General features: G+C 67.8%; 25 protein-coding genes. 19 read left to right on the top strand and 6 right to left on the bottom strand.

Annotation, left to right across the window (positions count from 1 at the left end; genetic code table 11):
• Positions 1-101: 101 nt before the first annotated feature.
• The gene (locus N416_RS0115110; RefSeq protein WP_024442946.1) at positions 102-1,010 is read right to left on the bottom strand and encodes an alpha/beta hydrolase; all 909 of its coding nucleotides are present in this window, start codon (positions 1,008-1,010) and stop codon (positions 102-104) included.
• Between the two features lie 48 nt (positions 1,011-1,058).
• Here N416_RS0115110 and N416_RS0115105 point away from each other — a divergent pair, with 48 nt between their 5' ends.
• A complete protein-coding gene (locus N416_RS0115105; RefSeq protein WP_036458170.1) occupies positions 1,059-2,423 on the top strand; it encodes an FAD-binding oxidoreductase in 1,365 nt (454 codons plus the stop codon).
• Between the two features lie 60 nt (positions 2,424-2,483).
• On the opposite strand, the gene N416_RS0115100 is transcribed toward N416_RS0115105, so the two are convergent.
• Positions 2,484-3,017, bottom strand: coding sequence for a TetR/AcrR family transcriptional regulator (locus N416_RS0115100; protein ID WP_024442944.1), 534 nt, complete (start codon positions 3,015-3,017; stop codon positions 2,484-2,486).
• 105 nt (positions 3,018-3,122) lie between these two features.
• Here N416_RS0115100 and N416_RS0115095 point away from each other — a divergent pair, with 105 nt between their 5' ends.
• Complete coding sequence (locus N416_RS0115095) at positions 3,123-3,776, top strand: SDR family NAD(P)-dependent oxidoreductase (RefSeq protein WP_024442943.1); 654 nt, start codon at positions 3,123-3,125, stop codon at positions 3,774-3,776.
• Here N416_RS0115095 and N416_RS0115090 read toward each other — a convergent pair.
• Both N416_RS0115090 and N416_RS0115085 read right to left on the bottom strand, forming a co-directional pair.
• Entirely contained in the window at positions 3,773-4,579 is an 807-nt protein-coding gene (locus N416_RS0115090; RefSeq protein WP_024442942.1) for a thioesterase family protein, read from the bottom strand. The two genes, N416_RS0115095 and N416_RS0115090, sit on opposite strands and share 4 nt — an antisense overlap.
• Before the next feature lie 10 nt (positions 4,580-4,589).
• Positions 4,590-5,450 (bottom strand): SMP-30/gluconolactonase/LRE family protein, encoded by an 861-nt coding sequence (locus tag N416_RS0115085; protein WP_051190285.1) that lies wholly within the window; start codon positions 5,448-5,450, stop codon positions 4,590-4,592.
• An 87-nt stretch (positions 5,451-5,537) separates the two neighbouring features.
• Between N416_RS0115085 and N416_RS0115080 the strand changes: the two genes are divergently transcribed.
• Entirely contained in the window at positions 5,538-6,437 is a 900-nt protein-coding gene (locus N416_RS0115080) for an acyl-CoA thioesterase II (protein WP_024442940.1), read from the top strand.
• On the opposite strand, the gene N416_RS0115075 is transcribed toward N416_RS0115080, so the two are convergent.
• Entirely contained in the window at positions 6,432-7,127 is a 696-nt protein-coding gene (locus N416_RS0115075) for a DUF427 domain-containing protein (RefSeq protein ID WP_024442939.1), read from the bottom strand. The genes N416_RS0115080 and N416_RS0115075 overlap by 6 nt on opposite strands.
• Before the next feature lie 144 nt (positions 7,128-7,271).
• On the opposite strand from N416_RS0115075, the gene N416_RS0115070 reads away from it, so the two are divergent.
• Genes N416_RS0115070 through N416_RS0115040 form a run of 7 tightly spaced genes read left to right on the top strand, consistent with a single transcriptional unit; the run spans position 7,272 to position 13,693 of the window.
• A complete protein-coding gene (locus N416_RS0115070; RefSeq protein ID WP_051190283.1) occupies positions 7,272-7,823 on the top strand; it encodes a hypothetical protein in 552 nt (183 codons plus the stop codon).
• Positions 7,823-8,539 carry a hypothetical protein gene (locus tag N416_RS0115065; RefSeq protein ID WP_024442937.1) on the top strand — a complete coding sequence of 239 codons (717 nt, stop codon included), beginning with the start codon at positions 7,823-7,825 and terminating at the stop codon, positions 8,537-8,539. The genes N416_RS0115070 and N416_RS0115065 overlap by 1 nt, the downstream gene beginning before the upstream one ends.
• Complete coding sequence (locus N416_RS0115060) at positions 8,536-9,765, top strand: cytochrome P450 (protein WP_024442936.1); 1,230 nt, start codon at positions 8,536-8,538, stop codon at positions 9,763-9,765. Before N416_RS0115065 ends, N416_RS0115060 begins: the two co-directional genes overlap by 4 nt.
• Before the next feature lies 1 nt (position 9,766).
• Positions 9,767-10,735: a zinc-binding dehydrogenase gene (locus tag N416_RS0115055; RefSeq protein WP_024442935.1), complete on the top strand. Its 969-nt coding sequence runs from the start codon at positions 9,767-9,769 to the stop codon at positions 10,733-10,735.
• A complete protein-coding gene (locus tag N416_RS0115050; protein ID WP_024442934.1) occupies positions 10,732-11,481 on the top strand; it encodes an HpcH/HpaI aldolase/citrate lyase family protein in 750 nt (249 codons plus the stop codon). The genes N416_RS0115055 and N416_RS0115050 overlap by 4 nt, the downstream gene beginning before the upstream one ends.
• The gene (locus tag N416_RS0115045; protein ID WP_024442933.1) at positions 11,478-12,209 is read left to right on the top strand and encodes an SDR family NAD(P)-dependent oxidoreductase; all 732 of its coding nucleotides are present in this window, start codon (positions 11,478-11,480) and stop codon (positions 12,207-12,209) included. The genes N416_RS0115050 and N416_RS0115045 overlap by 4 nt, the downstream gene beginning before the upstream one ends.
• Positions 12,206-13,693, top strand: coding sequence for an NAD(P)/FAD-dependent oxidoreductase (locus N416_RS0115040; protein WP_036458159.1), 1,488 nt, complete (start codon positions 12,206-12,208; stop codon positions 13,691-13,693). The genes N416_RS0115045 and N416_RS0115040 overlap by 4 nt, the downstream gene beginning before the upstream one ends.
• Here the strand turns inward: N416_RS0115040 and N416_RS0115035 are convergent.
• Positions 13,680-14,789 (bottom strand): alcohol dehydrogenase catalytic domain-containing protein, encoded by a 1,110-nt coding sequence (locus N416_RS0115035; protein ID WP_024442931.1) that lies wholly within the window; start codon positions 14,787-14,789, stop codon positions 13,680-13,682. The two genes, N416_RS0115040 and N416_RS0115035, sit on opposite strands and share 14 nt — an antisense overlap.
• Positions 14,790-14,803: 14 nt before the next feature.
• On the opposite strand from N416_RS0115035, the gene N416_RS0115030 reads away from it, so the two are divergent.
• The 9 genes from N416_RS0115030 (at position 14,804) to N416_RS0114990 (ending at position 24,746) form a co-directional block, all read left to right on the top strand.
• Complete coding sequence (locus N416_RS0115030; protein WP_036458156.1) at positions 14,804-15,271, top strand: thioesterase family protein; 468 nt, start codon at positions 14,804-14,806, stop codon at positions 15,269-15,271.
• Positions 15,272-15,307: 36 nt separating this feature from the next.
• The gene (locus N416_RS0115025) at positions 15,308-15,748 is read left to right on the top strand and encodes an SRPBCC family protein (protein WP_024442929.1); all 441 of its coding nucleotides are present in this window, start codon (positions 15,308-15,310) and stop codon (positions 15,746-15,748) included.
• Between the two features lie 20 nt (positions 15,749-15,768).
• Positions 15,769-17,409, top strand: a complete 1,641-nt coding sequence (gene fadD5, locus N416_RS0115020; RefSeq protein ID WP_024442928.1) for a fatty-acid--CoA ligase FadD5 — start codon at positions 15,769-15,771, stop codon at positions 17,407-17,409.
• A 323-nt stretch (positions 17,410-17,732) separates the two neighbouring features.
• Positions 17,733-18,470, top strand: coding sequence for an ABC transporter permease (locus N416_RS0115015; RefSeq protein WP_109413487.1), 738 nt, complete (start codon positions 17,733-17,735; stop codon positions 18,468-18,470).
• 1 nt (position 18,471) lies between these two features.
• Entirely contained in the window at positions 18,472-19,341 is an 870-nt protein-coding gene (locus tag N416_RS0115010; RefSeq protein ID WP_024442926.1) for an ABC transporter permease, read from the top strand.
• A 5-nt stretch (positions 19,342-19,346) separates the two neighbouring features.
• Complete coding sequence (locus N416_RS0115005) at positions 19,347-20,558, top strand: MCE family protein (protein ID WP_024442925.1); 1,212 nt, start codon at positions 19,347-19,349, stop codon at positions 20,556-20,558.
• Complete coding sequence (locus N416_RS0115000; RefSeq protein ID WP_024442924.1) at positions 20,555-21,583, top strand: MCE family protein; 1,029 nt, start codon at positions 20,555-20,557, stop codon at positions 21,581-21,583. Before N416_RS0115005 ends, N416_RS0115000 begins: the two co-directional genes overlap by 4 nt.
• Complete coding sequence (locus N416_RS0114995) at positions 21,580-23,184, top strand: MCE family protein (RefSeq protein WP_024442923.1); 1,605 nt, start codon at positions 21,580-21,582, stop codon at positions 23,182-23,184. Before N416_RS0115000 ends, N416_RS0114995 begins: the two co-directional genes overlap by 4 nt.
• Positions 23,181-24,746, top strand: a complete 1,566-nt coding sequence (locus N416_RS0114990) for an MCE family protein (protein WP_024442922.1) — start codon at positions 23,181-23,183, stop codon at positions 24,744-24,746. The genes N416_RS0114995 and N416_RS0114990 overlap by 4 nt, the downstream gene beginning before the upstream one ends.

The following is a 24,746-nucleotide window of genomic DNA, read 5'->3' as shown; positions in this document are numbered from 1 at the left end:
AGATCCGTATCGAACATAAGTTCGACTGTACCGGAAGCAGGCGACAAGCGTCGGGTGATGTGTCAGGACATCGGTGACAGTTCTCGCCGCACCGGCCAGGCTCAATACCCCGCAGTCTTGAGGTTGCGGTCCAGGAACTCCAGTTGATCTGCGACCACCCGTTCGAAGGCCTCGCCGACGTAGATGTCGAAGTGGCCCTCGGGGTAGCTCTTGACGCTGCCGCGGCGCGCCTTCGCGGCGTAACGCAGGGTCGGTCCGGGCGGTGCCACCGAGTCGGTATCGCAGATGCAGAACAGGATCGGGCAGCTCACCTTGGCCGTCAGCCGGCCCGGACGGTAGGCGAGGATCTTCATCCCGATCCGCGCGGCGACCTCATTCCGCAGGGTCAGCCCCTTGGGAACCAGGCGCAGATAGCCCAGGTAAGAGTCGGGCGTCGTCATCAGCGCGACCTCGCCGGGGCGACCGGCGGTCGCCACCATCACCGGCGGATTGCCGAACCGGGCTGCGGCCAGATCCCGCAACGCCAGCATGGTGATTCGTGCGATGGTCAACGGCGGAATGGTGCGCGCAGAGGCGATCCCGTCGGTGAACGGACATTGCGCCACCACCGCCGCCACCGACAGCCGCGCCGCCGTCGCGATCACGTGACCACCGCCGAACGAGGTGCCCCACAGGCCGATCCGGTTGCCGTCGACACCGGGCAGGGTGTGTGCGAAGTCGACCGCGGCGGCCCAGTCAGCCAACTGCATGCCCACATCGAGCAACTGGCGGGGAGCACCGTCGCTGTCGCCGAAGTTGCGGTAGTCAAACACCAGGCAGGCGTATCCGGCCGCGGCGAACCGCTCGGCGTAGGCGTCCAGTCGCATGCTGCGCACCGCGCCCAGGCCGTGCGCCATCACCAGCAGCGGGGCACCGTCCGGATCTGTCGCGCCGGCCGGGCCGGGGCGGTACAGCCAGGCGCGGATACGGTCCGCGCCGGATCGGAATGAGACGTCTTCGCGGATAGCCATGCCTAAAGGTAGCCCCGGGTGTGGTAGACCGGCTTCGTGACCGGGGCGGTGACTCACAGCCAGTTTCGGAGCCTTTTGCCGAGCCTGACGGAGGTGGTGGGCCCCGGCTATGTCACCGACGATCCCGACGTGCTGGCCGGCCGCAGCGTCGACTACACCGGTCGCTACCGGGGCCGAGCGGGCGCGCTGGTGCGCCCCGGGTCGCCCGAGGAAGTCGCCGCGGTGCTGCGACTCTGCCGCGACGCGGGCGCGAACGTCACCGTCCAGGGCGGGCGCACTTCGCTGGTGGCCGGCACCGTCCCCGAGCACGACGACGTGCTGCTGTCCACCGAGCGGCTGAACACCGTCGGTGAGGTCGACCCGGTTGAGCGCCGGGTGAGTGTGGGTGCGGGTGCCACGCTCGCGGCGGTGCAGCGGGCGGCGACCGACGCCGGCCTGATCTTCGGTGTCGACCTGACCGCCCGGGATACCGCGACCGTCGGCGGAATGGCCTCGACCAACGCCGGTGGGCTGTACACGGTGCACTACGGCAACATGGGCGAACAGGTGCTCGGCCTGCAGGTGGTGCTGCCGGACGGAGCGCTGCTACACCGACGCAGCGCGGTGCGCTCCGACAACACCGGCTACGACCTACCGGCGTTATTTGTCGGCGCCGAAGGAACTTTGGGCGTCATCACCGGGCTCGATCTGCGACTGCATGCCCGCCCGGTCCACCGGGTCACCGCACTCTGCGGCTTCGCGGAGCTGCAGGCCCTGGTAGATGCGGCGCGAACCTTTCGCGACCTCGACGGCATCGCGACCCTGGAGTTGATCGACGCCCGCGTCACCGCGTTGACCGGCGAGCGACTCGGGATTGTCGCTCCGGTGCAAGGTGACTGGCTGCTGCTGGTGGAACTGACCGGCGACACCGACCAGACCGACCGCCTCGCCGGCCTGCTGGCGCAGGTGCGGTCCTGTGACGAGCCGGCGGTGGGCGTGGACGGTGCGTCCCAACAGCGGCTGTGGCGGGTGCGCGAGGCGATCGCCGATGTGTTGGGGGCATTCGGGCCGCCCCTGAAGTTCGATGTGTCCCTGCCCCTGGCAGCGATCGCCGGATTCGCCGCAGCGGCGGGCACATTGGTGCAACGGCACGCGCCGCAGGCGCTTCCGGTGCTGTTCGGCCATGTCGGCGAGGGCAACCTGCACTTCAACGTGCTGCGTTGCTCGGCACCAGCCGAAGCGGGCCTGTACGCGGCGATGATGACGCTCATCGCCGACTGCGGCGGCAACGTCAGCTCCGAACACGGGGTGGGCAGCCGCAAGCGGGCCTACTTGGCGATGTCGCGCGGGCCGGACGATGTCGCGGCGATGCGGACGATCAAGGCCGCGTTCGATCCGACCGGCTATCTCAATGCCGCGGTGCTGTTCGACTGAGCCGATGGCGACGACCCGCCGCGCCCGGCTCCGCAGGCTCCGCCGAGCTTGCGATCGCCGCTAGCGGTGCTTGATGCCGACAGCCTGACGCAGCTGGGCGAGGAACTCCTCGGAGTCGTCGCTGCGAATGATGTAGTGCGAGATGGCGATCCGGATCGCGGCGGCCGCCTTCACCGCCGCATCCGGCCCGGTCAGCATCCGCTTCAGACCCTCGCGCATCGGCACCATGATCCGGGAGAAGTCGGCGAGCACGTGCTTGGGCTCGATGTCGATCATTCGCACACCCGTATATGAGTGTTGGTATTCGACGATGAAACGCAGTGCAGCGTCGAGCTTTTCGGTGCCCTTGAGTCCTTCGGTAGCGCGCGCGATCCCGCTGTCGAAGATGTGCCGCTCGTAACGAGAGAACGCCGAGATCAGTTCTTCCTTCGACGGGAACCACCGATACAGGGTGGGGCGGGAGACCCCGGCCTGGGAGGCTACCTCGGACAGGCTGAGCTTGGTCAATCCATTGCGCCCGAGCACCTCGGCGGTGGCCGCGAGGATCCGCTGCCGGCTCGAGTTGTCGGGGCCGTCCACCGTGCTGCGGGTCATAGCAAAGACTTTACAAAATATAGCGAGAGTGTCACGCTGGTTCGGTGCCTGGACATCGTTCCTCACCGTCGCGGGCCCCCTGGGCCGGGCCGTAGGGCAATTATTGTGATCGAAGCGCCGCAAGTCACGTACGAGGAACGCACGCATCCGCTGCGAGCCGTGATGATCGTCATCGAAGCAGCCGGGATCGGCCAGGTGGCCGCCGCGCAGTTGGCCGCCCAAGGACACCTGGTGTTGCTCGGCGGTCGGCGAATCGCGGAGTCCGAGCGGTTCGCGGCGCAGCTGCGAGACCGCGGCGGCAGCGCGTTCGCTGCCCATCTCGATCTCGCAGACCCGCGGTCAATCAACGAGTTCCTCGCCGCCGCGCACTATCTCATCGGTACCCCGGACGTGCTCATCACCGATGTCGGCCTGGCCGGCCCGGCGGGCGAGTCACCAGACGGCGCCGGTGTGGGTGCGCAAACCCTGGCCACCCGGGTGATTCCGGCCATGATCGCCCGGGGCAGCGGTGATGTGGTGCTGGTCGGCCCGGAGTTCGCCGGGGTGCACTGCGCGACCGCACAGCACAAGGTCGACGCCTGGCTGGCGGCCTTGGACGCGGAATTCGTCGGCACCGGGGTTCGGGCCTCGGCCGTGCGGTCGGTCCGGCCGGGGCCGGGCGCCTCCACCGCTGCGGCCGGCCGCCTGCTCGCCGGGATGGCTACCGAGCCGCGGCTGCGTCTGGTCGAAATGCTCCCGGCTGTGGGAGCGGGTCGCTAACGACGGCGCACCAGGACTGACTGCGCAATGCCCGCCACCGCGCCCTGCTGGTCGAACAAGGTGCCGATGGTCGTCCCGATGCCGTCGGGGCCGTAGTTGGTCTCGGCCCGGATGCCGATCCACTCGCCGTCGGGAACCCGGTGCACGTGCACCACCAGGTCGGTGTTGAGGAACGTCCACTTTCTGATGTCGAGCTTGGTGCCGACCCCGTTGGCGTCGTCGGCCACCGCGAACAACCGCTGCAGCGGAGTCATCACTTCACCCTTGACCAGGTCCACGAGCGGCGAGATCCAGGCTTCACCGGCGCCGGGGGCCAACGGCGTGGTCAGCCACCGCCAGTCCAGGCTGTGGATGTAGTTGCGGTCCCAGTTCTGCTGCATGTTGTTGGTTTGTGCCGCACTGACCGGCAGCAGCGGGGGAGCCGAGGCGTGCTGTACGTCGCCGGTGTCCAACGTCTGCAACCGCCAACCGGATGCACGGGCGACCGGTCGCGGCAGCTGGTCGGGGCCGGGTGCCAGCATCTCGGCGCTGACCAGTTCGATCTGCTTGCCGGCCCGGTCGACCTGGCCGCGCACCCACAGCGCGCCTTCGGCGGGCACCGGGCCCAACAGGTCGATGCTGACCCGGCTGAGCCGGGTGTCGTCCCGCGCCGCCAAGCGTTCCAGTGCCCGCACCAGCAGCGCCGACACCGGTGCGGCGTGCTGGATCTGAGCCGACCACGTGCCGCGCACCAGATCGGTGGCCCCGAACTTCTCGCCCCGCGGATCGGCGGCGTCCAGTAACTCGTAGTAGGAGTCGGTCATCGAATCCACCTCAGGGCAATCCGGCGCCGGGGATCTCCACGGTCACGGTGTCCAAGCGCGAGTCGCGGGTGCCGATCAGGCGCTTCGGGTAGGCGGTGGGGCTGGACAGCAGGAACAGCGTGCGGCGACTCGGCCCGCCCAGCGCGCACGCGATCGCAGCCCGCTCGCCGGTTGCGATGCGGTCGGTTACCACGCCGCCCTCGGTAATGCGCTCGAACTGATTGGCCAGGGTCATCGCCGTCCAGACCCCGCCGGCGGCGTCCAGCGCAATGCCGTCCGGTGGTCCGTCCAACCCGTCGGCGAACACCCGGCGGTCACGCAGCCCGCCGTCGGCTTCGATGGTGAACCGGGTGAGCCGGCGGTCCATCGACTCGGCGACGATCAGCGTGCCGCCGTCCGGGGCGATCGCCATTCCGTTGGGAAAGTCGAGATCCTCGGCGACGAGATGCACGCCGGCGTCGGGGTCGACGCGTACCAGCACGCCGCCGGAGTAGGCCTGCGACCCGATGTAGCAGCGGCCTGCGGCGTCCACCACCATGTCGCCGAGGTCCGCGGGCACCTGCTCGCTCAGGTCGACCAGCGTGGTCACGGTGTCACCGTCGTAGCAGAGCACCTTGCGATCGGACGCCGAGGCGATCAACAGCGTTCCGTCCGGCCGGAAACCCAGCCCGCTGGGAGTGTGTCCCGGCAGCGGCACCGTGGTCATCGAGCCGCGCAGGTTCACGGTGTGGATCGCCTCGCCGAGCATGTCGGAGAACCACAGCAGCCCCTCGAACCAGCGCGGGCCCTCGCCGAAGCAGAAGCCGCCCGCCAGCGGCACCGGCGGGGACTCGGAACCCGGGTTGTCCTGCTGTGAACTTGTTTCGGCGATACCCAACACTGTCGCCCTCCTGTCCGGCGGCCGCGGGCGCGGTTAGGCCTACTTTACAAAATTCGCTTCAAATGTCACGCTCGCGGAATGTCTGAAGCATCTCCGGCCACCGAGACTTCCGCCGCGCCGCAATGGTCAGTCGGCGGCCTGCTGGACCTGTTCGAGGTGACGGCCGACGGCCCGGACCGGTTCACCGGCGCGACCGGCCTGGCCGGCGACGACGAGCGCCAAGTCGTCGAAGGCACCCAACTGGTGGCGCAGGCGATCGTCGCGGCGGCGAAACGCTTCAGCGACAAGTCCGTCCGGTCGGTGCACGCGGTGTTCGCCCGGGCTGTGCTGGTCGGACCGGCGGCGGAATACGTGATCGACGTGGTCAACGAGGGCCGTTCCACGGCCACCGCGGTGATCTCAGTGCTGCAGAACCAGAAGCGCTGCGCAACCATCACCGTGCTGGCGGATGTTCCGTCGGCCGACGTGATCACCCACCACCTGCCCCGCCCTGAAGTGGCAGGCCCCGCGCAGTCCAACCCCTGTGCCATGCCGATGACCGGACGCGAGGTACGCCTGGTCGACGTCGTCGACGTCAACAGCCCCGACGAGGTGGGCCCGCCGGAGCTCTACGCCTGGTTGCACTATGAGCCCATTCCCGCCCGCGACGATCTCGCCAAAGCGCTGATCGCTTACTTCACCGGACATCTGGGCATCTCGACGACGATGCGCGCGCACGCCGGGATCGGCACCAGCCAGTCGCACCTGACGGTGTCCACCGCTCCCATGACGGTCACCGTGAGCTTCCACGAGCCGGTGCGCTGGGACGGCTGGATCCTCTACGGGCATGAAAGCACCCAGGTGGGCGCGGGCATGTCCTATGTTCGCGGCACCGTGCACACCGAGGAGGGCGCTATCCTGGCCTCGTTCGCCCAGGACGGCCTGATCCGGCCGCTGCGCACCAGCGACAACAAGATCGCCGAGCACTCGCGGCTATAGCCGCGGGCGCCCTGCCGCGCCGGGTAGTTCGGCGAAACCGCCGACCAGCGACAGATCAAAGCTGAAAAGACCTGCGATGGGTGCACTCTCGGGCAGCGGGTCCGGATAGCTCCAGGCCACGTCCGGCACGACGGTGTCTCCGATGAACGCGGACCAATAGCGGGCATAGCCCTTGTAGTTGCAGTAGGTCGACGTCGTCGAAGCCCGCAACAGATCCGTGCGCAAGTAGTCCGCGGCGACGTACAGGCGCGGTGCCAGGGCCGTCTCGAACAGGATCACGGTGTCATCGGTGTCCACCAGGACCACTCCGTCGACTTCGACCCGCAATGCGCGCCGGGTGGGCCGGCAATCGACCCGGTGATAGGGGTTCGGCGGGTAGTGCACCAGCCGCCGGCCCTCTTCGAACCAGGCGTCCACGGCGTCCCACGGAACCTGCACGAAACCCGATGCCTCCGGCAGCGCCCGGTGCGGAAGATCGCCGACGGCGTCCGCGGGGAAGGCGTAGGCCAGCGGCTCGCCCTGGCGATGCACCAGCAGCGCGCGTTCGCTGTCGATCACGGTGCGCTCCCCCCGGATCGCCCGGACGCGGCGCGGATGCGGTTCGACGTACACCAGGGCCCCGGTGATCTCCGGGGCGAACCAGCCGGCGCGCTCGGTGCTCAGCGGACCGTGTCCGGCAACCAGACTCATCGCGCTCCCACCCGTGTCCACCTCATTCGGCTTTACAAATTTAGCTTCAACTGTAATATCTCGGAGAAGTTGTGCTGCGCGGCCGGACAGTTCGCCCGGCCAGCGGCACCGTCTGAGATTCTCACGACGAGCTGGGATGATGCGATGACGAGTACCGCTGCGGCCCTGGATTCCCTGACGCGGGACCCCCACCTGCGCTACCGCCTCGATGTCATCGCCCCCGATGTCGCCGACCTGGTGCACGCGGCCGGCGGGTGGCTGTATCACCGTGCGGCGACCGGCTGGGATGTGCGGGTGTTGGCGCCGCCGCACCAAGATGTCCGGCCGTTGCAGATCCTGGGGCTCGATACCGCAGACCTCGAGACGGAACTGTCTGCCGCGCACAGCGATGCACCCGGACACAGCCTGGCGGTGGTCGCCGACGCGCTCGCCACCGATCCCCGTATCAGGGCGCGGGTGCATCACGCCCTGCGGAGCAGCCTGACCCAGGTCGTGTTGTGGGGCGAGCGCTGGCCGCTGGAGGTCAGCCATCGGCTCAGCCCAGTGCAGCACCTGCCCACCGTGGCGGGCCGGGCGTTCAAGCGGCAGGCGCTTGCTGCCGCCGGGCACGCGGCGCCGTGCGACGGGCCGGAGATTTTCCGCAGTGACCAGAAGCATTGCCTGCCCGTCAATTCCGACCTGGTCCCGGTCGGCTGATGCGCAAGCATTACGACCACACCCTGCTCTACCTGCACGAGACGATCAATCTGGGCCGTGGGCTGCGCGACGACTTCACCCGCAACTTCACCGAGATCTACCAGCCGATGATGACCGAGTTGGGTGCCCGGCTGTTCGCGCTGTGGGAGTCCACCGCCTACAACGGGCACTGGCCGCAGGTCACGATCATCTGGGAGATCGACGCGTTCGCCGACTACGCCCGAATCGGGCGGGCGCAGGGCCGCGGCGGTAGCCACGCCCCGCCGGCGGCCGAATGGTCGGCCTACCTCGCCGGAATCGGAGCATCGGGGGAGGGCCGCATCATGTACCCCGGCCCGCACAACAGGACCTTGGCTGAGTTGCGCGCGGCCGACTTCGACGCGACCGTTGTCATTCAGGAGATCATGCAGACCAAACCCGGTCGCCAAGACGATTACATCCGGGAATTGGAACGCCTATATGTGCCGTGGTCGGAGAGCACCGGCAAGCGCTGGCTCGGTTCGTTCACCACCACGTTCCGCTACAACGAGGTCATCCACTACTGGGCACTGGACGGCGGCTGGGACTGCTTCGCCGAGCATTACCCGTCGTGGAAGGACCACCCGCCGGCGGAGATCGTGACGTGGATGAGTGTGGCGCCCGCCTTACGCGACGGCTGGGAGGACTCGATCCTGCAAGCACTGCCGCCCTGCCCGCTGCAGCGAGACGACAGATGACAAGCGTTGCCGCGCCGGAGTTCTCCTACGATCCGTTCGACCCGGCGGTGATGGCCGACCCGCTGCCGTACTACCGGGTGCTACGCGATCACCACCCGATGTATTACGTCCCGCAGTGGGATCTGTACGCCCTGTCGCGCTTCGACGACATCTGGGACGTACTGGCGGTCAGTGACGGAACGTTCGTGGCCTCGGAGGGAACACTGCCGGCGGCCACCGTGCTGGCGCACCACAACAGCGGCCCGGTGCCGGACCCGCCACTGCACCCGTTGCCTTTCCACGCCGTCTTCGACAAGCCGATCTACGACGACATTCGCCGGTTGCAGTCCCCGGCGTTTCGGCCCCGCTCGGTGGTGGACTGGCAAGGCCGGGTCCGTGAATTGGCCAATCAGCGGCTCGATGAGCTGCTTCCGCAGGGCCAGTTCGACCTGACCTGTGATTACGGCGGTGTCGTGGTGGCTCAAGTGGTCTGCGAACTGCTGGGCATTCCGGTCGAATGCGCCGCAGAGGTGTTGGCGACGGTGAACGCCGGAAGTCTCGCGCAGGCCGGCAGCGGGGTGGACACCGCCGCGGCGCGGCCCAACTACCTGCAGTACCTCATCCCGGCGGTGCAACGCCGGCGCGCTGAGCAGGGCTCCGGCGAACTGCCGATCGTCGACGGGATGCTGGCCTACCGACTGCCCGACGGCAGCGATCTCGATGACGTCGAAGCCGCGACACAACTGCTCTGCATCTTCATCGGCGGCACCGAGACCGTGCCCAAGATCGTCGCGCACGGGTTGTGGGAACTGTCTCGGCGTCCGGATCAACTAGCCGCGGTACGGGCCGATCCGCACCACACGGTGCAGCTGGCACGCGAGGAGATGATCCGCTACTGCGCACCGGCGCAATGGTTCGCGCGCACCGCCCGCAAACCGTTCACGCTGCACGGCACGACTGTTGAGCCGGGCCAACGCATCATCACCCTGCTGGCGTCGGCCAATCGCGACGGACGCGAATACCCCGAACCCGACGAATTCCGTTGGGACCGGCCGATCAAACGGTCACTGGCGTTCGGTCGCGGGCAGCACTTCTGCATCGGCTATCACCTGGCCCGGCTGGAAGTGACTGTCCTGGTGCAGGAATGGCTGCGCCGCGTCCCGAACTTTCAGATCGCCGACGACGGCGCGACCCGGCTGCCGTCCAGTTTTCAGTGGGGCTGGAACACCATCCCGGTGGAGGTCTGAGATGTGGGCGTACCGGTTGATCGCGCCGTATCAGTTCGAGAAGATAGAAGCCCCCGACCCCACCGAGCAGGAGCTCGGCGCCGGGCAGGTGCTGCTGCAGTTCGTGGCCGCCGGGGTATGCGGCAGTGACCTGCCGGCCTTTCGCGGCGCGCAGGGCAGGTTGCCCGGCGACGACGGCGCCGCGGCCGCGGAGAAACTCGGCTTCCCGATCCATGAGATCGTCGGCGACGTCATCACCAGTCGGCACCCGCAGCATCGACGCGGCGACCGAGTCGTCGGGTGGGCATCGGGCTTCGACGGACTGATGGAACGGGTGATCAGCGACGGCGAGGGACTGGTGGCCTACGACCCGGCGCTGGAACCCGCCCAAGCCGTGGGCCTGCAACCGCTGGCATGCGTGCTCTACGCCGTGGAACAGTTGCCCGACCTGGCCGGCCGCCATGTGGCGGTGATCGGTCAGGGCTCGATCGGTCTGCTGTTCAGCGCCGTCGCCAAAGCGGCGGGGGCGCGCCGCGTCACCGGGGTGGACCCGGTCGACCGTCGAGATGTGGCTGCCGCCTTCGGAATTGACGCAGTGGTACAGGCGACCAGCGACCGCTGGGTGCGCCACCTTGACGCCGGCGACCGCCCGGAGATCGTGATCGAGGCGGTCGGGCACCAGGTCGCCACCCTGGGCCACGCCATCGAGGCCGCCGCACCCGGTGGCACGGTGTTCTACTTCGGTGTCCCCGACGACGACAGTTATCCGATCAGTATGCGGACCATGCTGCGCAACAATCTCACGCTGATCTCCGGAGTGACCCAGGATCGGCGACGGATGCTGGAAGCCGCAGGCCGATTCGCCGCGGAGAATCCGGAGCTGTTGCGCAACTACGTAACTCATGTCTTCGGTTGCCACGAAGCCCAGGCTGCCTTCGAGTTGGCGGCCCGACCGGTGCCGGACCGCGTCAAGATCGCGATGGTCGCATGACGTCGGCGCTGCGCGCCGCTGTGGCGGACCGGGCCCCGCTCTGGGGCGGCTGGGTGACCGGGCCCACCGTGCTGGGCCCGGAGGAATTCGCCCGCGCCGGCTATGACTACGTGGGTTTCGACGCCCAACACAGTTACCTTGACGACGCCGACATCGCGGCCATGCTGCGGCACACCGAACACCTGCCGATCGCCACCGCGGTCCGATTGCCCAACGCGGACGCTGCCCCCATCGGCCGGGTGCTCGATGCCGGCGCCGACGCGGTCATCATCGCGCTGATCGAGACCGCCGAACAGGCCGCCGCTGCGGTGGCCGCCACCCGCTACCCGCCGGCCGGGATCCGCAGCTTCGGGCCGCTGCGGCCTGGCCTGGGCCGCGATCTGGCCGGCCTGGAATCGCGAGCGGATGTCTTCGCGATGATCGAGACCGCCGCGGCCCTGGCAGACGTGGAACGCATCTGTGCGGTTCCCGGCCTGGCCGGAATCTACGTCGGGCCCGCCGATCTGGCGATCTCGATGGGCGTCGACGTCGCCCAATCCACCACGCATCCCGACCTGCTCGCGGCGATGGCACGGATCCGGGCCGCGGCAACCGAAGCGGGCGTGATCGCGGCGATCCACGGCGGATCGGGAGCGGCGGGAGCGGCCCTGGCCGGGCTGGGCTACCAGATGATCACGTTGGCTGCCGAGTCTGCGGCGCTGCGCCGAGGAGCCCTGGAACATCTCGAGGAAGCGAGGGGCCGATGACCCCGGCACGGGTTGCACTGGTCACCGGCGCCGCCCGGGGCCAAGGCTGGGCCATCACCGAACGGCTGCTCGCCGACGGTTTCGCGGTGGTCGCCTGCGACATCAACGAAGCTGAGCTGCATGCCGCCGTCGCCGCGCGGGCCGACGACGCGCTGATCGGCGTCCGCCTCGACGTGACCTGTCCTGAGGAATGGGAGGCCGCGGTGGCGGCGACCATTCAGCGGTTCGGGGCGCTGACCGCGTTGATCAACAACGCCGGCATCCTGCACCGGGCCACGATCGCCGACGAGACGCCCGACGGCTTCGAAAGGGCTTGGCGGGTCAACTGTCTGGGCGCATTCCTGGGCATCCAGGCGGCCCTGGACCAACTGCGGGCGGCCGAAGGTGCAGCTATCGTCAACACCTGCAGCACCGGGGCGATCCGACCCTTCGGCCGGCACAGCGCCTACGGTTCGTCGAAATGGGCGCTTCGCGGCCTGACGCAGACCGTCGCCGCGGAACTCGTCTCGACGGGCATCCGGGTCAACGCGGTATTTCCCGGGCCGATCGCCACCCCGATGCTCGACGACGGCACTCAGCAGCGCCTGGCCGCGGTGTCGCCGGGCGGCAGGCTCGGCCGCCCGGCCGAGGTGGCGGACGCGGTGGCATTCCTGGTTTCGCAAGCCGCGTCTTTCATCACCGGCGCCGAGCTCGTGGTGGACGGCGGCCAGTGCCTGCAGATCCGATGACCAGGCATGGGCAAGGCCCGTCGGTCGGCATCATCGGTGCAGGGCCGGGAGGGCTGGCGCTGGGAATCCTGTTGCGGCGAGCCGGATTCTCCGACTTCACCATCTTCGACCGGGAGGACGGCGTCGGCGGCACCTGGCGGATCAACACGTATCCGGGGCTGGCATGTGACGTCAAATCCCACCTGTACTCCTATTCGTTCGACCTGAATCCGCACTGGTCGCGGCTGTGGTCGCAGCAACCCGAGATACTGGCCTACTTCGAACGCTGCGCGGCCGACCACGGCCTGGACGCACATCTGCGGCTGCGCACCGAGATTCGCGCCGCCCGCTGGGAGCCGGACGGGCGGCAGTGGTGTCTGAGCAGCAGCGACGGTGCGCAGCATCGGTTCGACGTGGTGGTCTCCGCGGTGGGGTTGTTCACCCAGCCGGTGCTGCCCGACCTGATCGAAGAACAGCCCTTCGGGGGCACCGTGATGCACTCGGCGCGGTGGGATCATTCGGTGCCGCTCGCCGGTGCGAAAGTCGCCGTACTCGGGACGGGTTCGACCGCGGCGCAACTGCTGCCGGAGTTGGCCGAGGTCGCCGAGAAGGTGTACTCGCTGCAGCGGTCCCCGACCTGGATCCTGCCCAAGCCGGACCGTCGCTACACCCCGCGGGAGCGATGGGCCCTCGACCGCATCCCGCTGGCCCAGCGGCTGTACCGGACGCGACTGTGGCTGCGCAGCGAGTCGAACATCGCGGTGATCGAGAACGGCAGCGACAAAACCCGCCAGTTCACCGACATCGCGCGAAAACTCTTGGGCGACTCCATCGCCGACGAGCAGTTGCGGGCAGCGCTCACCCCCGACCACCCGCTGGGCTGCAAGCGTCTGGTGTTCTCCTCGGACTACCTGCCCGCGCTGACCCGGCCCAACGTCGAAGTGGTGCCCAGCCCGGCGCGGGCCCTGCGTTCCCGATCGGTGGTCGCCGAGGACGGCACCGAATGCGAGGTCGACGTGGTGGTGTGCGCCACCGGATATGCCGCTGCGGATTACCTCGGTCAGATCGAGGTGACCGGTGAGGACGCCACCACACTCAAACAGGCCTGGCGCGACGGGCCCCGCGCCTACCTCGGCATGGCGATGCCCGGCTTCCCCAACTTCTTCATGCTCTACGGGCCCAACACCAACGTCGGCTCCAACAGCGTCATCTTCGTATTGGAAGCCCAAGCGCGCTACATCGTTCGGGTGCTCAAACACCTGCGCCGCACCCGCAAGTCCTATGTCGCCGTGCGCCCTGCCGCGCTGGCCGACTTCATCGCCAAGATCGACCGGTGGATGCACGGCACGGTGTGGACCACCCGCTGCAGCAACTACTTTCGTGCCGCCAACGGCCGGGTGGTCACCCAGTGGCCGCGCAGTGCCGGGGCCTTCTGGGCGATGACCCGCCGGTTCCGGACCGCCGACTTCACCTTCGAACCGGCCGTCGGTGCTAAGCGAACGTGATGATCTGACGTACCGCGGCACCGTCGGCCAGTGCGTCCATGGCCTCGTTGATCTGCTCGAGTGGCACGGTCGCCGACACCAGCTGCTCGACGGGCAGACGGCCGGCCCGCCACAACGCCACGAAGCGCGGGATGTCGCGCGCGGGGACCGCCGACCCCAGGTAGCTGCCGATCAACGAGCGACCCTCGGCAACCAGACCCAGTGGGGAGACGCTGATCCGGGCGTCCGGAGGCGGCAGGCCGACGGTGATGGTGCGCCCGCCCGGTGCGGTCAAGCCGATCGCGGTCTCCAGCGCGGCGGGATGACCCGCCGCATCGATCACCACCGGGGCGCGCACGCCCGCGTCGAGTGCCTGCTGCGGGGTGTAGGTGCGGTGCGCGCCCAGCGCCGTTGCGGCGGCCAGCTTGTCCGGCAGCCGGTCGATCGCGATCACCTGCACGCCGTCGTGGGCCAACGCGGTCAGTACCGCGGCCATCCCCACTCCGCCGAGTCCGACCACCGCGACGGCGTCGCCCGGCCCCGGACGGCCGACGTTGAGCACCGCGCCGCCACCGGTTAGCACCGCACAGCCCAGCAAGGCGGCCACCGTCGGCGGGACGTCGTCGGGTACCGGCACCGCGCTGGTCTGGCTGACCACCGCATGCGTGGCGAACCCGGAGACCCCGAGGTGGTGGTAGACGGTCTGGTCCCCGCGGTGCAGCCGCTGCCCGCCGCCGAGCAGGATGCCCGCGCCGTTGGCGGCGCTGCCGGGCTCACACGGCGCCAGGCCGTCGGTGGCGCAGGCCGCGCAGTGGCCGCAGCGGGGCAGGAAGGTCAGCACTACCCGCTGACCCGGCCGCACCGCGGTGACCCCGGCGCCGACCGCTTCGACGATGCCGGCGGCCTCATGGCCGAGCAGCATCGGCACCGGACGCACCCGGTTGCCGTCGACCACGGACAGATCGGAATGACAGACCCCGGCGGCCTCGACCCGCACCAGCAGCTCACCGTCGCCGGGCGGCGCCAGCTCCACGTCTGTCACCGTCAGCGGGCGCGAGGCGGCATAAGGGCGCGGCGCCCCGATCCGCTCCAGCACTGCACCGCGGATCGTGGTCATGCTGGAATACAACCATGAGTTCGGACGCCGCGGTCCCGCCCGCGCCGGAAGGGTTGACCAGCCAGGACTTTCCGGTGCACTGGCCGGTGCTGACCCGCTGGGCCGACAACGACATGTTCGGCCACCTCAACAACGCCGTGTACTACCAGCTGTTCGACACCGCGATCAACGGCTGGATCGCCGCACACGTCGAGATAGACCCCGTCGCGGCCCCGGAGCTGGGGGTGGTCGCCGAATCGGGCTGCCGCTTCCTGGGCGAACTCGCCTTCCCGGACCGGCTCGCGGTGGGGCTGGCCGTCACCCGGTTAGGCCGCAGCAGCGTGACCTACCGGCTGGCGGTGTTTCGCGCCGCAACGGGCGATGACGCGGTCCCGGTGGCCGCGCTCGGGCACTGGGTGCACGTCTATGTCGACCGCAGCACCCGGCGGCCGGTGCCGATCCCCGACGGTATTCGCGCGCTGTTGGCCACCGCCCAGGTTTAGCTCGGCGGCTGTTTCGCCGGTGGCTATGCTCGGCGGGTGCCGCTCGTGAGCAAGACCGTCGAAGTCGCCGCCGACGCCGCCACAATCATGGGGATCGTGGCCGACTTCGAGGCGTACCCGCAGTGGAACGAAGAGGTCAAAGGGATCTGGGTGCTGGCCCGCTACGACGACGGCCGGCCCAGCCAGCTGCGGCTGGATGCCTCCTACTCCGGTTTCGACGGCACCTTCATCCAGGCCGTCTACTACCCCAGTGCCACCCAGATTCAGACCGTGCTCCAGCAGGGCGACCTGTTCAGCAAGCAGGAGCAGCTGTTCTCGGTGGTCGAGATCGGCCCGACCACGTTGCTGACCGTCGACATGAATGTCGAGACCCAGATGTCGGTGCCCAAGCCGATGCTCAAGAAGGCCTTCAGCAACGCCCTGGACTATCTGGCGGACAATCTCAAACGGCGCGCCGAAGAACTGGCTTCGGGCTAACACGAAGCGGGAGAACCGAATTGAGCCACGCAACCGTCGATCCCGCCGAGCAGCCCTACCGGGCGCGTCGACAGAACTGGGTCAACCAGCTGGACCGGCATGCGCTGATGAAACCGGACGCCCCCGCACTGCGGTTCCTCGGTCAGACCACCACCTGGTCGCAGCTGCGTGATCGGGTCGGCGCACTCGCCGACGCACTGAGCCGCCGCGGGGTCCGCGCCGGTGACCGGGTCATGATCCTGATGCTGAACCGCACCGAGTTCGTCGAGTCGGTGCTGGCCGCCAACATGCTGGGCGGGATCGCCGTCCCGGTCAACTTCCGGCTCACGCCGACGGAGATCGCCTACCTGGTGACCGACTGCGAGGCCAGGGTGCTGATCACCGAACCGGCGCTGGTGCCGGTCGCCGGGGGTGTGCGCGAGCTGACCGGACTGCTGGAGCACGTGGTGGTGGCCGGCGGTTCAGCGAGGCTCGACGGAGGAGAGGCGAAGCTGGGACCGCCGCATGAGCCCGGCGGTTCAGCAGGCGAGGGGCTGATCGCCTACGAGGACCTGATCGAGGAGACCGGTGAGCCGCACGCGCCGGTGGACATTCCCAACGACTCGCCGGCCCTGATCATGTACACCTCGGGGACCACCGGCCTGCCCAAGGGAGCGGTGCTCACCCACACCAACCTGGTCGGTCAGACGATGACCGCGTTGCACACCTCCGGTACCGGCACCTCCGACGTGGCCTTCATCGGGGTGCCGTTCTTCCACATTGCCGGCGTGGGCAACCTGCTGCCCGGCATGTGGTTGGGCATCCCGACCGTCATCAACCCACTGGGTGCGTTCGACGCCGGCCAACTGCTCGACGTGCTGGCCGCCGAGCGGGTCACCGGCATCTTCCTGGTGCCGGCCCAATGGCAGGCGGTCTGTGCTCAGCAACAGGCCAACCCGCGCGACATCCGGTTGCGAACCATGTCGTGGGGAGCGGCGCCGGCCTCCGACGCGTTGCTGCGGCAGATGGCGGACACCTTCCCCGGCACCAAGATCCTGGCGGCCTTCGGGCAGACGGAGATGTCGCCGGTCACCTGCATCCTGCTCGGCGAGGACGCCACCCGAAAGCGCGGTTCGGTCGGCACCGTGATTCCGACCGTCTCCGCCCGGGTCGTCGACGAACAGATGAACGACGTCGCCGTGGGTGAGGTGGGCGAGATCGTCTACCGGGCGCCCACCTTGATGAGTGGCTATTGGAACAAGCCGGAGGCCACCGCTGAGGCCTTTGCCGGCGGCTGGTTTCACTCCGGCGACCTGGTCCGGATGGATGAAGAGGGCTATGTGTGGGTCGTCGACCGCAAGAAGGACATGATCATCTCCGGCGGTGAGAACGTGTACTGCGCCGAAGTGGAGAACGTGCTGGCTGATCACCCCGACATCGCCGAGGTCGCCGTTATCGGTCGCCCAGACGAGCGCTGGGGTGAGGTTCCGATCGCGGTCGCCGCGCTGTCGCGAGCGGGCCTGACCCTGGCCGACCTCGATGACTTCTTGACTCAGCGGCTGGCGCGCTACAAGCACCCCAAGGCGCTCGAGATCGTCGAGGCGCTGCCCCGCAACCCAGCCGGGAAAGTGCTCAAAACCGATCTACGCATTAACTACGGGACGGCTCAGGGGTCAGAGTAGGGAAGAGTCCCAGGCAATGCCGCTCGAAACCGCGATAGGTGAGGTGGCGGCACGTTACTCTCCGGTAGGAAACCCGTGCGGGTTCCTTCCGTTCGATGTCCCTCTCACGCGCCCATCAGGTATGGTCCGATGGTCGCCAAGGGCACCTCGGGCCGATAAGGTGACGCGGGTCTCGCTGAACGACGGACGGGAGAAGACACTGTGCGACGCGATTCCTTGCTGAGTCGTGCGGCGGGATTTCTGGTGAGGGGGGTGGTGTGACAGCTCCAGCGCGTCCCCGTGTCGCCGATTTCCTCCGGGATCGGGTGCTGCCGCCGCTGATCATGGTCGGCGGATTCTTCAGAATGTGTGCGCTGACCGCCCGTGCGCTTTTCGTACGGCCGTTCCAATGGCGTGAGACCCTGCAGCAGGGCTGGTTCATCACCAGCGTCGCCATCATTCCGACCATCGCGGTCGCCATTCCGCTGACCGTTCTGCTGGTCTTCACACTCAATATCCTGTTGGCGCAGTTCGGTGCCGCCGACGTTTCGGGTGCCGGGGCAGGCATCGCCGCGGTCACCCAGCTGGGTCCGCTGGTCACCGTGCTGGTGGTCGCCGGCGCCGGGTCCACCGCCATCTGCGCGGACCTGGGCGCCCGCACCATCCGCGAAGAGATCGACGCGATGGAAGTGCTCGGCATCGACCCGATCCATCGACTGGTGGTGCCGCGGGTGATCGCAGCGACTGTGGTGGCCCTGCTGCTCAACGCCTTGGTGATCGTGATCGGTCTGACCGGAGGCTTTCTGTTCGGTGTTTACCTGCAGAACGTGTCCGGTGGTGCCTACCTGTCCACGTTGACTCTGCTCACCGGGTTGCCCGAGGTGATCATCTCGACGGTGAAAGCCAGTGTGTTTGGACTTATCGCCGGCCTCGTCGGTTGCTACCGCGGACTCACCGTCCGCGGCGGCTCCAAGGGCCTGGGCACGGCCGTGAACGAAACGGTCGTGCTGTGCGTGCTTGCGTTGTTCGCCGTGAACGTGGTGCTGACCACGATCGGCGTGAAGTTCGGAACGGGGACCTGACATGTCGACATCGGCAGTGGTCCGGGGTCGCTTTCCCGGGCTGGTCGCGAACTACCAGCGCTACGTCGGGATGGCCGGCCGTGGACTCGAAAGGAGTGGTCGGCTCGGCTGGTTCTCGCTGACCGCCCTCCGAGAGGTCCCCTGGGCGCTGCGCCGGTACCGCACCGAGACGCTGCGCCTGGTCGCCGAATTGGGCATGGGCACCGGCGCCATGGCCGTGATCGGCGGCACCGTCGCCATCATGGGCTTCGTGATGCTGGCCGGCGGCTCGCTGATCGCGATCCAGGGGTTCACCTCACTGGGCAACATCGGCGTGGAGACCTACACCGGTTTCGCAGCGGCCCTGGTCAACGTCCGTGTGGTCGGACCGGTCAACGCCGGCATCGCCTTGGCGGCGACCGTCGGAGCCGGCGCCACCGCCGAGCTCGGCGCGATGCGCATCAGCGAGGAGATCGACGCCCTCGAAGTGATGGGCATCAACTCGATCGCCTATCTGGTCTCGACTCGCGTGGTGGCCGGCTTCACCGTGATCATCCCGCTGTACGCACTCGCGCTGATCATGGCGTTCGCCGCACCGCAGATCGTCACCACGTTGTTCTTCGGGCAGTCGTCGGGCACCTACGAGCATTACTTCCGAACGTTCCTGAGACCCGATGACGTGTTCTGGTCGTTCATCGAGACCATCGTGATCGCGGTGGTGGTGATGGTCACGCACTGCTACTACGGCTTCAAAGCAAGCGGCGGCCCGGTCGGTGTCGGCGCCGCGGTGGGCCAGTCGATGCGGCTGTCCCTGATCACCGTTCCCACGGTGGTGCTGCTCGCAGCGTTGGCGCTCTACGGCGTCAACCCCAACTTCAACCTGACGATGTGACGCGCATGGCTACCGGGAAGCAGAACAGAGTGCACAAGCCGCCGTTCAAGGTGGCCGGCGTGGTCACCTTCGCGGTGCTGGCGCTGATCGGGGCACTGGTCTACGGCCAGTTCCGCGGCGCCTTCACCAAGACGACGTCACTGACCATGGTGGCCCCGCGCGCCGGTCTGGTGATGGACCCGGGCGGACCGGTCACCTACAACGGTGTCCAGATCGGTCGCGTCGCGGAGATCGCGCCGACGGAGTACGAGAACAAGCCGGCGGCCAAGTTCACCCTCGACGTGAACCCCAAGTACATCAAGCTGATCCCGTCGAACGTCAAAGCCGACATCATGGCGACCACCCTGTTCGGCAACAAGTACGTATCCCTGAGCGCGCCCGAGCACCCCTCGCGGGAACGCATCACCACCAAGAGCATCATCGCGACCTCGGTGACGACGGAGCTCAACACCCTGTTCGAGACCGTCAACAACATCTCGGAGCATGTCGACCCGATCAAACTGAACCTGACGCTGCATGCCGCGGCCGAGGCGCTGACCGGGCTGGGCGACAAGCTCGGCGAATCGCTGGTCAACGGCAACCGGATCCTCGACGACGTCAACGCGCGGATGCCCTCCTTCCGTCGCGACCTCAAGGGATTCGCGAACCTGAGCGAGATCTACGCCGACGGAGCACCGGACCTGGTCGGGTTCTTGGACACCTCGGTCGTGACCGTCAAGACCATCACCAACCAGCAGAAGGAGCTCGACGCCGCACTGCTGGGCGCCGCCGGAGTGGGCAACCTCGGAGCGGACGTCACGGAGCGGTTCGGGCCGTACTTCCGGGCACAGTTCTCCGACCTGGTCCCGGTGTCGGCGCTGCTCGACGAGTACAGCCCCGAGCTGTTCTGCGCCATCCGCAACCTTGCCGAGGGCGCACCCAAGGTCTACGACTTCCTCGGCGGCGACGGCTACTCGCTCGCTACCAACAGTGAGCTGGTCGGACCGGCCAACCCGTACATCTATCCCGAGAACCTGCCGCGTTACAACGCTCGCGGTGGCCCAGGCGGTGCGCCGGGCTGCTGGCAGGAGATCACTCACGACTTCTGGCCGGCGCCTTACCTGGTGGCCGACACGGGAGTCAGCCAAGCGCCGTACAACCACTTTGATACCGGATCGCCCCTGGCCATTGATTACGTCTGGGGTCGCCAAGTCGGGGATTACACGATTAACCCATGAACATCACCAGAACCGCCCTCAAACTCGGCGCCGTCGGCTCGGTGCTGCTGCTCTTCACGGTCGGACTCGTCGTGGTCTTCGGGCAGATCCGGTTCGACCGGACGGCCGGCTACTCCGCCGAATTCAGCAACGCCAGCGGCCTGCGCCCGGGACAGTTCGTGCGTGCCTCCGGGGTCGAGATCGGCAAGGTCAAGAAGGTCAAGCTGGTCGACGGTGGACGTCGGGCAGTGGTGGACTTCGACGTCGACCGTTCGCTGCCGCTGTTTCAGTCCACCACCGCACAGATCCGCTACTCCGACCTCATCGGCAACCGGTACCTGGAGCTCAAGCGGGGCGATGGCGAGGGCGCCGACCAGCGGCTACCCATCGGCGGCTTCATCCCCGCCTCCCGCACCGAGCCGGCGCTGGACCTGGATGCGCTGATCGGCGGGTTCAAACCGGTGTTCCGCGCACTGGACCCCGAGAAGATCAACACCATCGCGTCCACCATCGTCACGGTCTTCCAGGGCCAGGGCGGCACCATCAACGACATCCTCCAGCAGACCGCTCAGCTGACTGCCCACATCGCCGACCGGGACGCAGCCATCGGTGAAGTGGTCAAGAACCTGAACGTGGTCCTGGACACCGCGGTCCGGCATCGGCAGACCTTCGACGAGACGGTCGACAACTTCGACAAACTGGTCAAGGGGCTGAACAGCCACGCCCCGGGCCTGGCCAACGGCACGGCGGAGTTCGGTAACGCTGCCGGTAACCTCGCAGATCTGCTGGCCGACAACCGCAAGCAGCTGCACAGCATCTTCCCGGTCGCCGGTCCGGAGCCGCCCGACCGGCTCGACGATGTCGACCAGATTCTGCAGAAGATTCCCAAGGCGATGAAGCTGATCGGACGCACCGGTGTCTACGGTGACTTCTTCAACTTCTATCTCTGCGACGTGACCATCAAGCTTCCCGGACTGCAGGCAGGCGGCCCGATCCGCAACGCTCGTCTGTGGCAGCAGCCGACGGGGAGGTGCACGCCCCAGTGAGAACTCTGGAACCGCCCAACCGGGCACGGATCGGCATCATCGGCGTCGCGACGCTGGCGTTGGTCACCCTGGTGGGGCAGACCTTCACCACGGTGCCGATGCTTTTCGCCGAGCCCAGTTACTACGGCGAGCTCTCCGACACCGGCGGCCTGACCGCCGGGGATAAGGTGCGCATCTCGGGCGTGGACGTCGGCAAGGTCCAGGACCTGTCCATCGCCGGCGACCACGTGCTGGTGAAGTTCTCGGTCGGGGCCAACCCGATCGGCAGCGACAGCATCATCGGAGTCAAGACCGACACCATCTTGGGCAAGAAGGTCCTGTCGATCGAACCGAAGGGCGAGCACCGCATCGCCCCGCAAGCGGTCCTGCCGCTGGGCCAGAGCACCACGCCCTATCAGCTCTATGACGCGGTCTTCGACGCGACCAAGGCCGCTTCCGGCTGGGACATCGACACGGTCAAGAAGTCGTTGAAGGTGCTCTCGGAAACCGTCGAGCAGACCTCTCCCGACCTGAGCGCCGCGCTGGATGGTGTCGCGAAGTTCTCCGACACCATCGGCAAGCGGGACGACGAGATCACTCACTTGCTGGCCCAGAGCAACCAAATCGCGAGCGTCGTCGGCGCCCGCAGCGGGCAGATCGATGCGCTGTTGCGCAACACCCAGACCCTGTCGGCCGCGGTCAACCAGCGCAGCCAGGCGATCTCGGCGTTGCTCGGCAACATCGCGTACTTCGGCGAACAGGTTCAGGGCCTGGTCCGGGACAACCCGGGCTTGGATCTGAACCATGTGTTCGAAGAGGCCTCCAACATCACCGGCATGCTGGTCCGGCGCCAGGATGACCTCCGGGAGATGTTCACCATCTTGGGTAGGTACCTGACGATCGTCAACGAGGCGATGGCATCGGGACCGTACTTCAAAGTCTCGACCCTGAACCTGATCCCCTACTGGATCCTGCAGCCGTGGGTCGACGCGGCGTTCAAGAAGCGCGGCATCTCGCCCGAGGAATTCTGGCGCAACGCCGGCTTGCCCGAGTTCCGCTACCCGGACCCGAACGGAACCCGGTTCGCCAACGGTGCCCCGCCGCCTGCTCCTCAGGTGATCGAGGGCACGCCCGAGCACCCGGGGCCCGCAGTCGCGCCGGGATCTCCATGCTCCTACGCACCTGCCGCGGGCATGTTCCCGACCCCGGGCAACCCGCTGCCGTGCGCCAACCTGGACCCGAATGACGGCCCGTTCGGACGAAGCGGACCGTACCCCGGCCCGACCGACGTGTTGGTCTCGCCGGCGAACCCCGATGGCATCCCGTCATCGCCGGGCATCTCTATCGCGGGTCGCCCGGGTGAGACGCCGCCATTGGTGCCGGGTACTCCGGTTCCGATGCCCGACGCCAACCCCGGCGGACGCACCGAGCCCTTGGGCCCGGTGTCGGGCCCGGCCGCGGCCAACCCGGGCGCAGCACCGCCCCCGGCACCCTTGGCCCCCGGACCTCCGGCACCGCCCGGACCCGGCAACCAACTACCCGCACCGTTCATCACCCCGGGCGAAGGTGGCAACAGCACGCCCGGTGGCGGCGGTGGCGCGCGAGGGAGTGAGCGCCCGTGAGCACCATCTTTGATATCCGCAACCGGCAGCTTCCCGAGCGTTCGCGCAAGACGGTGATCATCGGATCGTTGCTGCTGGCCTTGGTGCTGGCGGCCGGCTTCGGCGGTGTGCAGCTGTTCCGGAAGCTGAACAGCACCACCGTGGTCGCCTACTTCCCGCAGACCGACGCGCTGTATCCCGGTGACGCGGTACAGATCATGGGTGTTCGCGTGGGCGCGATCGACAAGATCGAGCCGGCGGGTGACCACATGAAGGTCACCCTGCACTACAACAACAAGTACAAGGTGCCCGCCGACGCCTCGGCGATCATCTTGAACCCGACCCTGGTGGCGTCGCGGACCATCCAGCTCGAGCCCCCCTACCGGGGCGGGCCGGTGTTGGCCGACAAAGCGGTGATCCCCGAGGAGCGCACCGAGGTCCCGGTCGAATGGGACACCCTGCGCAACGACGTCACCAACATCATCAACAAGCTCGGGCCCACGGCCGAGCAGCCCAAGGGCCCGATCGGTGAGGCCATCGAGACCTTCGCCGACAGCCTCTCGGGCAAGGGTTCGGAGATCAACACCGCCTTCGACAGCCTCTCCTCCGCGCTGACAGCGCTGAACAAGGGCCGCGGCGACTTCTTCGCAGTGGTGCGCAGCCTGTCGCTGTTCGTCAAGGCACTGGACCATAACGACCAGCAGTTCGTCGCGCTCAACCACGATCTGGCCAAGTTCACCAACAACTTGAACAGCACCGACCAGGCCCTGGCGACGGCCACCGACCAGTTCTACGCCACCATGACGATCATCAAGGCGTTCCTCAACCAGAACGCCAAGCCGCTGGTGCAGAGCATCAACAACGTGGAGCAGGTCAGCACGGCGATCACCCAGCCCGAGGCGCTGGAGGGCTTCGAGACCGCGTTGCACATCCTGCCGAACGTGCTGGCGGGCGTCGACGAGATCTACCACCCGGCACAGGGCATGGTGCTCAGCAACCCGGTCATCGCGAACTTCGCGAACCCGATGCAGTTCCTGTGCAGCGCTATCCAGGCCGGCAGCCGACTGGGTTACCAGGACTCCGCGGAACTGTGTGCGGAATACCTGGCACCGGTGGCCGACGCGATCAAGTTCAACTACCTGCCGTTCGGTATCAACATCTGGAACAGCGCGTACACCACGCCGAAAGAGATCGCCTACTCCGAGCCGCGCCTGCAGCCGCCTCCGGGGTACAAGGACACCACCGTCCCGGGCATCTGGGTGCCCGACACCCCCACCTCGCACCGCAACACCCAGCCGGGCTGGATCACCGCGCCGGGCATGCAGGGTGTGGAGCCCGGCCACGACACCGCGCGGCTGCTTACGCCAGAGTCGTTGGCGCAGTTGATGGGCGGACCCGACCCGGCTCCGGTCGACTCGCAGTACCAGACTCCGCCTGGGCCGCCTAACTCGTATGACGAGTCCGCAGGGCCGCTGCCGTTCATCGGTTTGCCGCCCGGCCAGGCACCGATTGCACCGCCGCCGCCGGGTCCGAACGTGGTCCCCGGGCCGGTGGCACCGCTGGCACCGCGAGGTGACGGCTAA

The organism is Mycobacterium sp. UM_WGJ, assembly GCF_000455125.1.
Classification (GTDB): Bacteria; Actinomycetota; Actinomycetes; order Mycobacteriales; family Mycobacteriaceae; genus Mycobacterium.
The sequence above is the reverse complement of the archived record's forward strand: the minus strand, read 5'-3'. Positions and strand labels throughout refer to the sequence as shown.

What these genes read in the sequence shown, in the direction of transcription:
- N416_RS0115110 (WP_024442946.1), bottom strand. Translation starts at nt 1,010, where the DNA reads ATGGCTATCCGCGAAGACGTCTCATTCCGATCCGGCGCGGACCGTATC.
- N416_RS0115100 (WP_024442944.1), bottom strand. Translation starts at nt 3,017, where the DNA reads ATGACCCGCAGCACGGTGGACGGCCCCGACAACTCGAGCCGGCAGCGG.
- N416_RS0115090 (WP_024442942.1), bottom strand. Translation starts at nt 4,579, where the DNA reads ATGACCGACTCCTACTACGAGTTACTGGACGCCGCCGATCCGCGGGGC.
- N416_RS0115080 (WP_024442940.1), top strand. Translation starts at nt 5,538, where the DNA reads ATGTCTGAAGCATCTCCGGCCACCGAGACTTCCGCCGCGCCGCAATGG.
- N416_RS0115075 (WP_024442939.1), bottom strand. Translation starts at nt 7,127, where the DNA reads ATGAGTCTGGTTGCCGGACACGGTCCGCTGAGCACCGAGCGCGCCGGC.
- N416_RS0115070 (WP_051190283.1), top strand. Translation starts at nt 7,272, where the DNA reads ATGACGAGTACCGCTGCGGCCCTGGATTCCCTGACGCGGGACCCCCAC.
- N416_RS0115065 (WP_024442937.1), top strand. Translation starts at nt 7,823, where the DNA reads ATGCGCAAGCATTACGACCACACCCTGCTCTACCTGCACGAGACGATC.
- N416_RS0115060 (WP_024442936.1), top strand. Translation starts at nt 8,536, where the DNA reads ATGACAAGCGTTGCCGCGCCGGAGTTCTCCTACGATCCGTTCGACCCG.
- N416_RS0115055 (WP_024442935.1), top strand. Translation starts at nt 9,767, where the DNA reads ATGTGGGCGTACCGGTTGATCGCGCCGTATCAGTTCGAGAAGATAGAA.
- N416_RS0115050 (WP_024442934.1), top strand. Translation starts at nt 10,732, where the DNA reads ATGACGTCGGCGCTGCGCGCCGCTGTGGCGGACCGGGCCCCGCTCTGG.
- N416_RS0115045 (WP_024442933.1), top strand. Translation starts at nt 11,478, where the DNA reads ATGACCCCGGCACGGGTTGCACTGGTCACCGGCGCCGCCCGGGGCCAA.
- N416_RS0115040 (WP_036458159.1), top strand. Translation starts at nt 12,206, where the DNA reads ATGACCAGGCATGGGCAAGGCCCGTCGGTCGGCATCATCGGTGCAGGG.
- N416_RS0115035 (WP_024442931.1), bottom strand. Translation starts at nt 14,789, where the DNA reads ATGACCACGATCCGCGGTGCAGTGCTGGAGCGGATCGGGGCGCCGCGC.
- N416_RS0115030 (WP_036458156.1), top strand. Translation starts at nt 14,804, where the DNA reads ATGAGTTCGGACGCCGCGGTCCCGCCCGCGCCGGAAGGGTTGACCAGC.
- N416_RS0115015 (WP_109413487.1), top strand. Translation starts at nt 17,733, where the DNA reads ATGGTCGGCGGATTCTTCAGAATGTGTGCGCTGACCGCCCGTGCGCTT.
- N416_RS0115010 (WP_024442926.1), top strand. Translation starts at nt 18,472, where the DNA reads ATGTCGACATCGGCAGTGGTCCGGGGTCGCTTTCCCGGGCTGGTCGCG.
- N416_RS0115005 (WP_024442925.1), top strand. Translation starts at nt 19,347, where the DNA reads ATGGCTACCGGGAAGCAGAACAGAGTGCACAAGCCGCCGTTCAAGGTG.
- N416_RS0115000 (WP_024442924.1), top strand. Translation starts at nt 20,555, where the DNA reads ATGAACATCACCAGAACCGCCCTCAAACTCGGCGCCGTCGGCTCGGTG.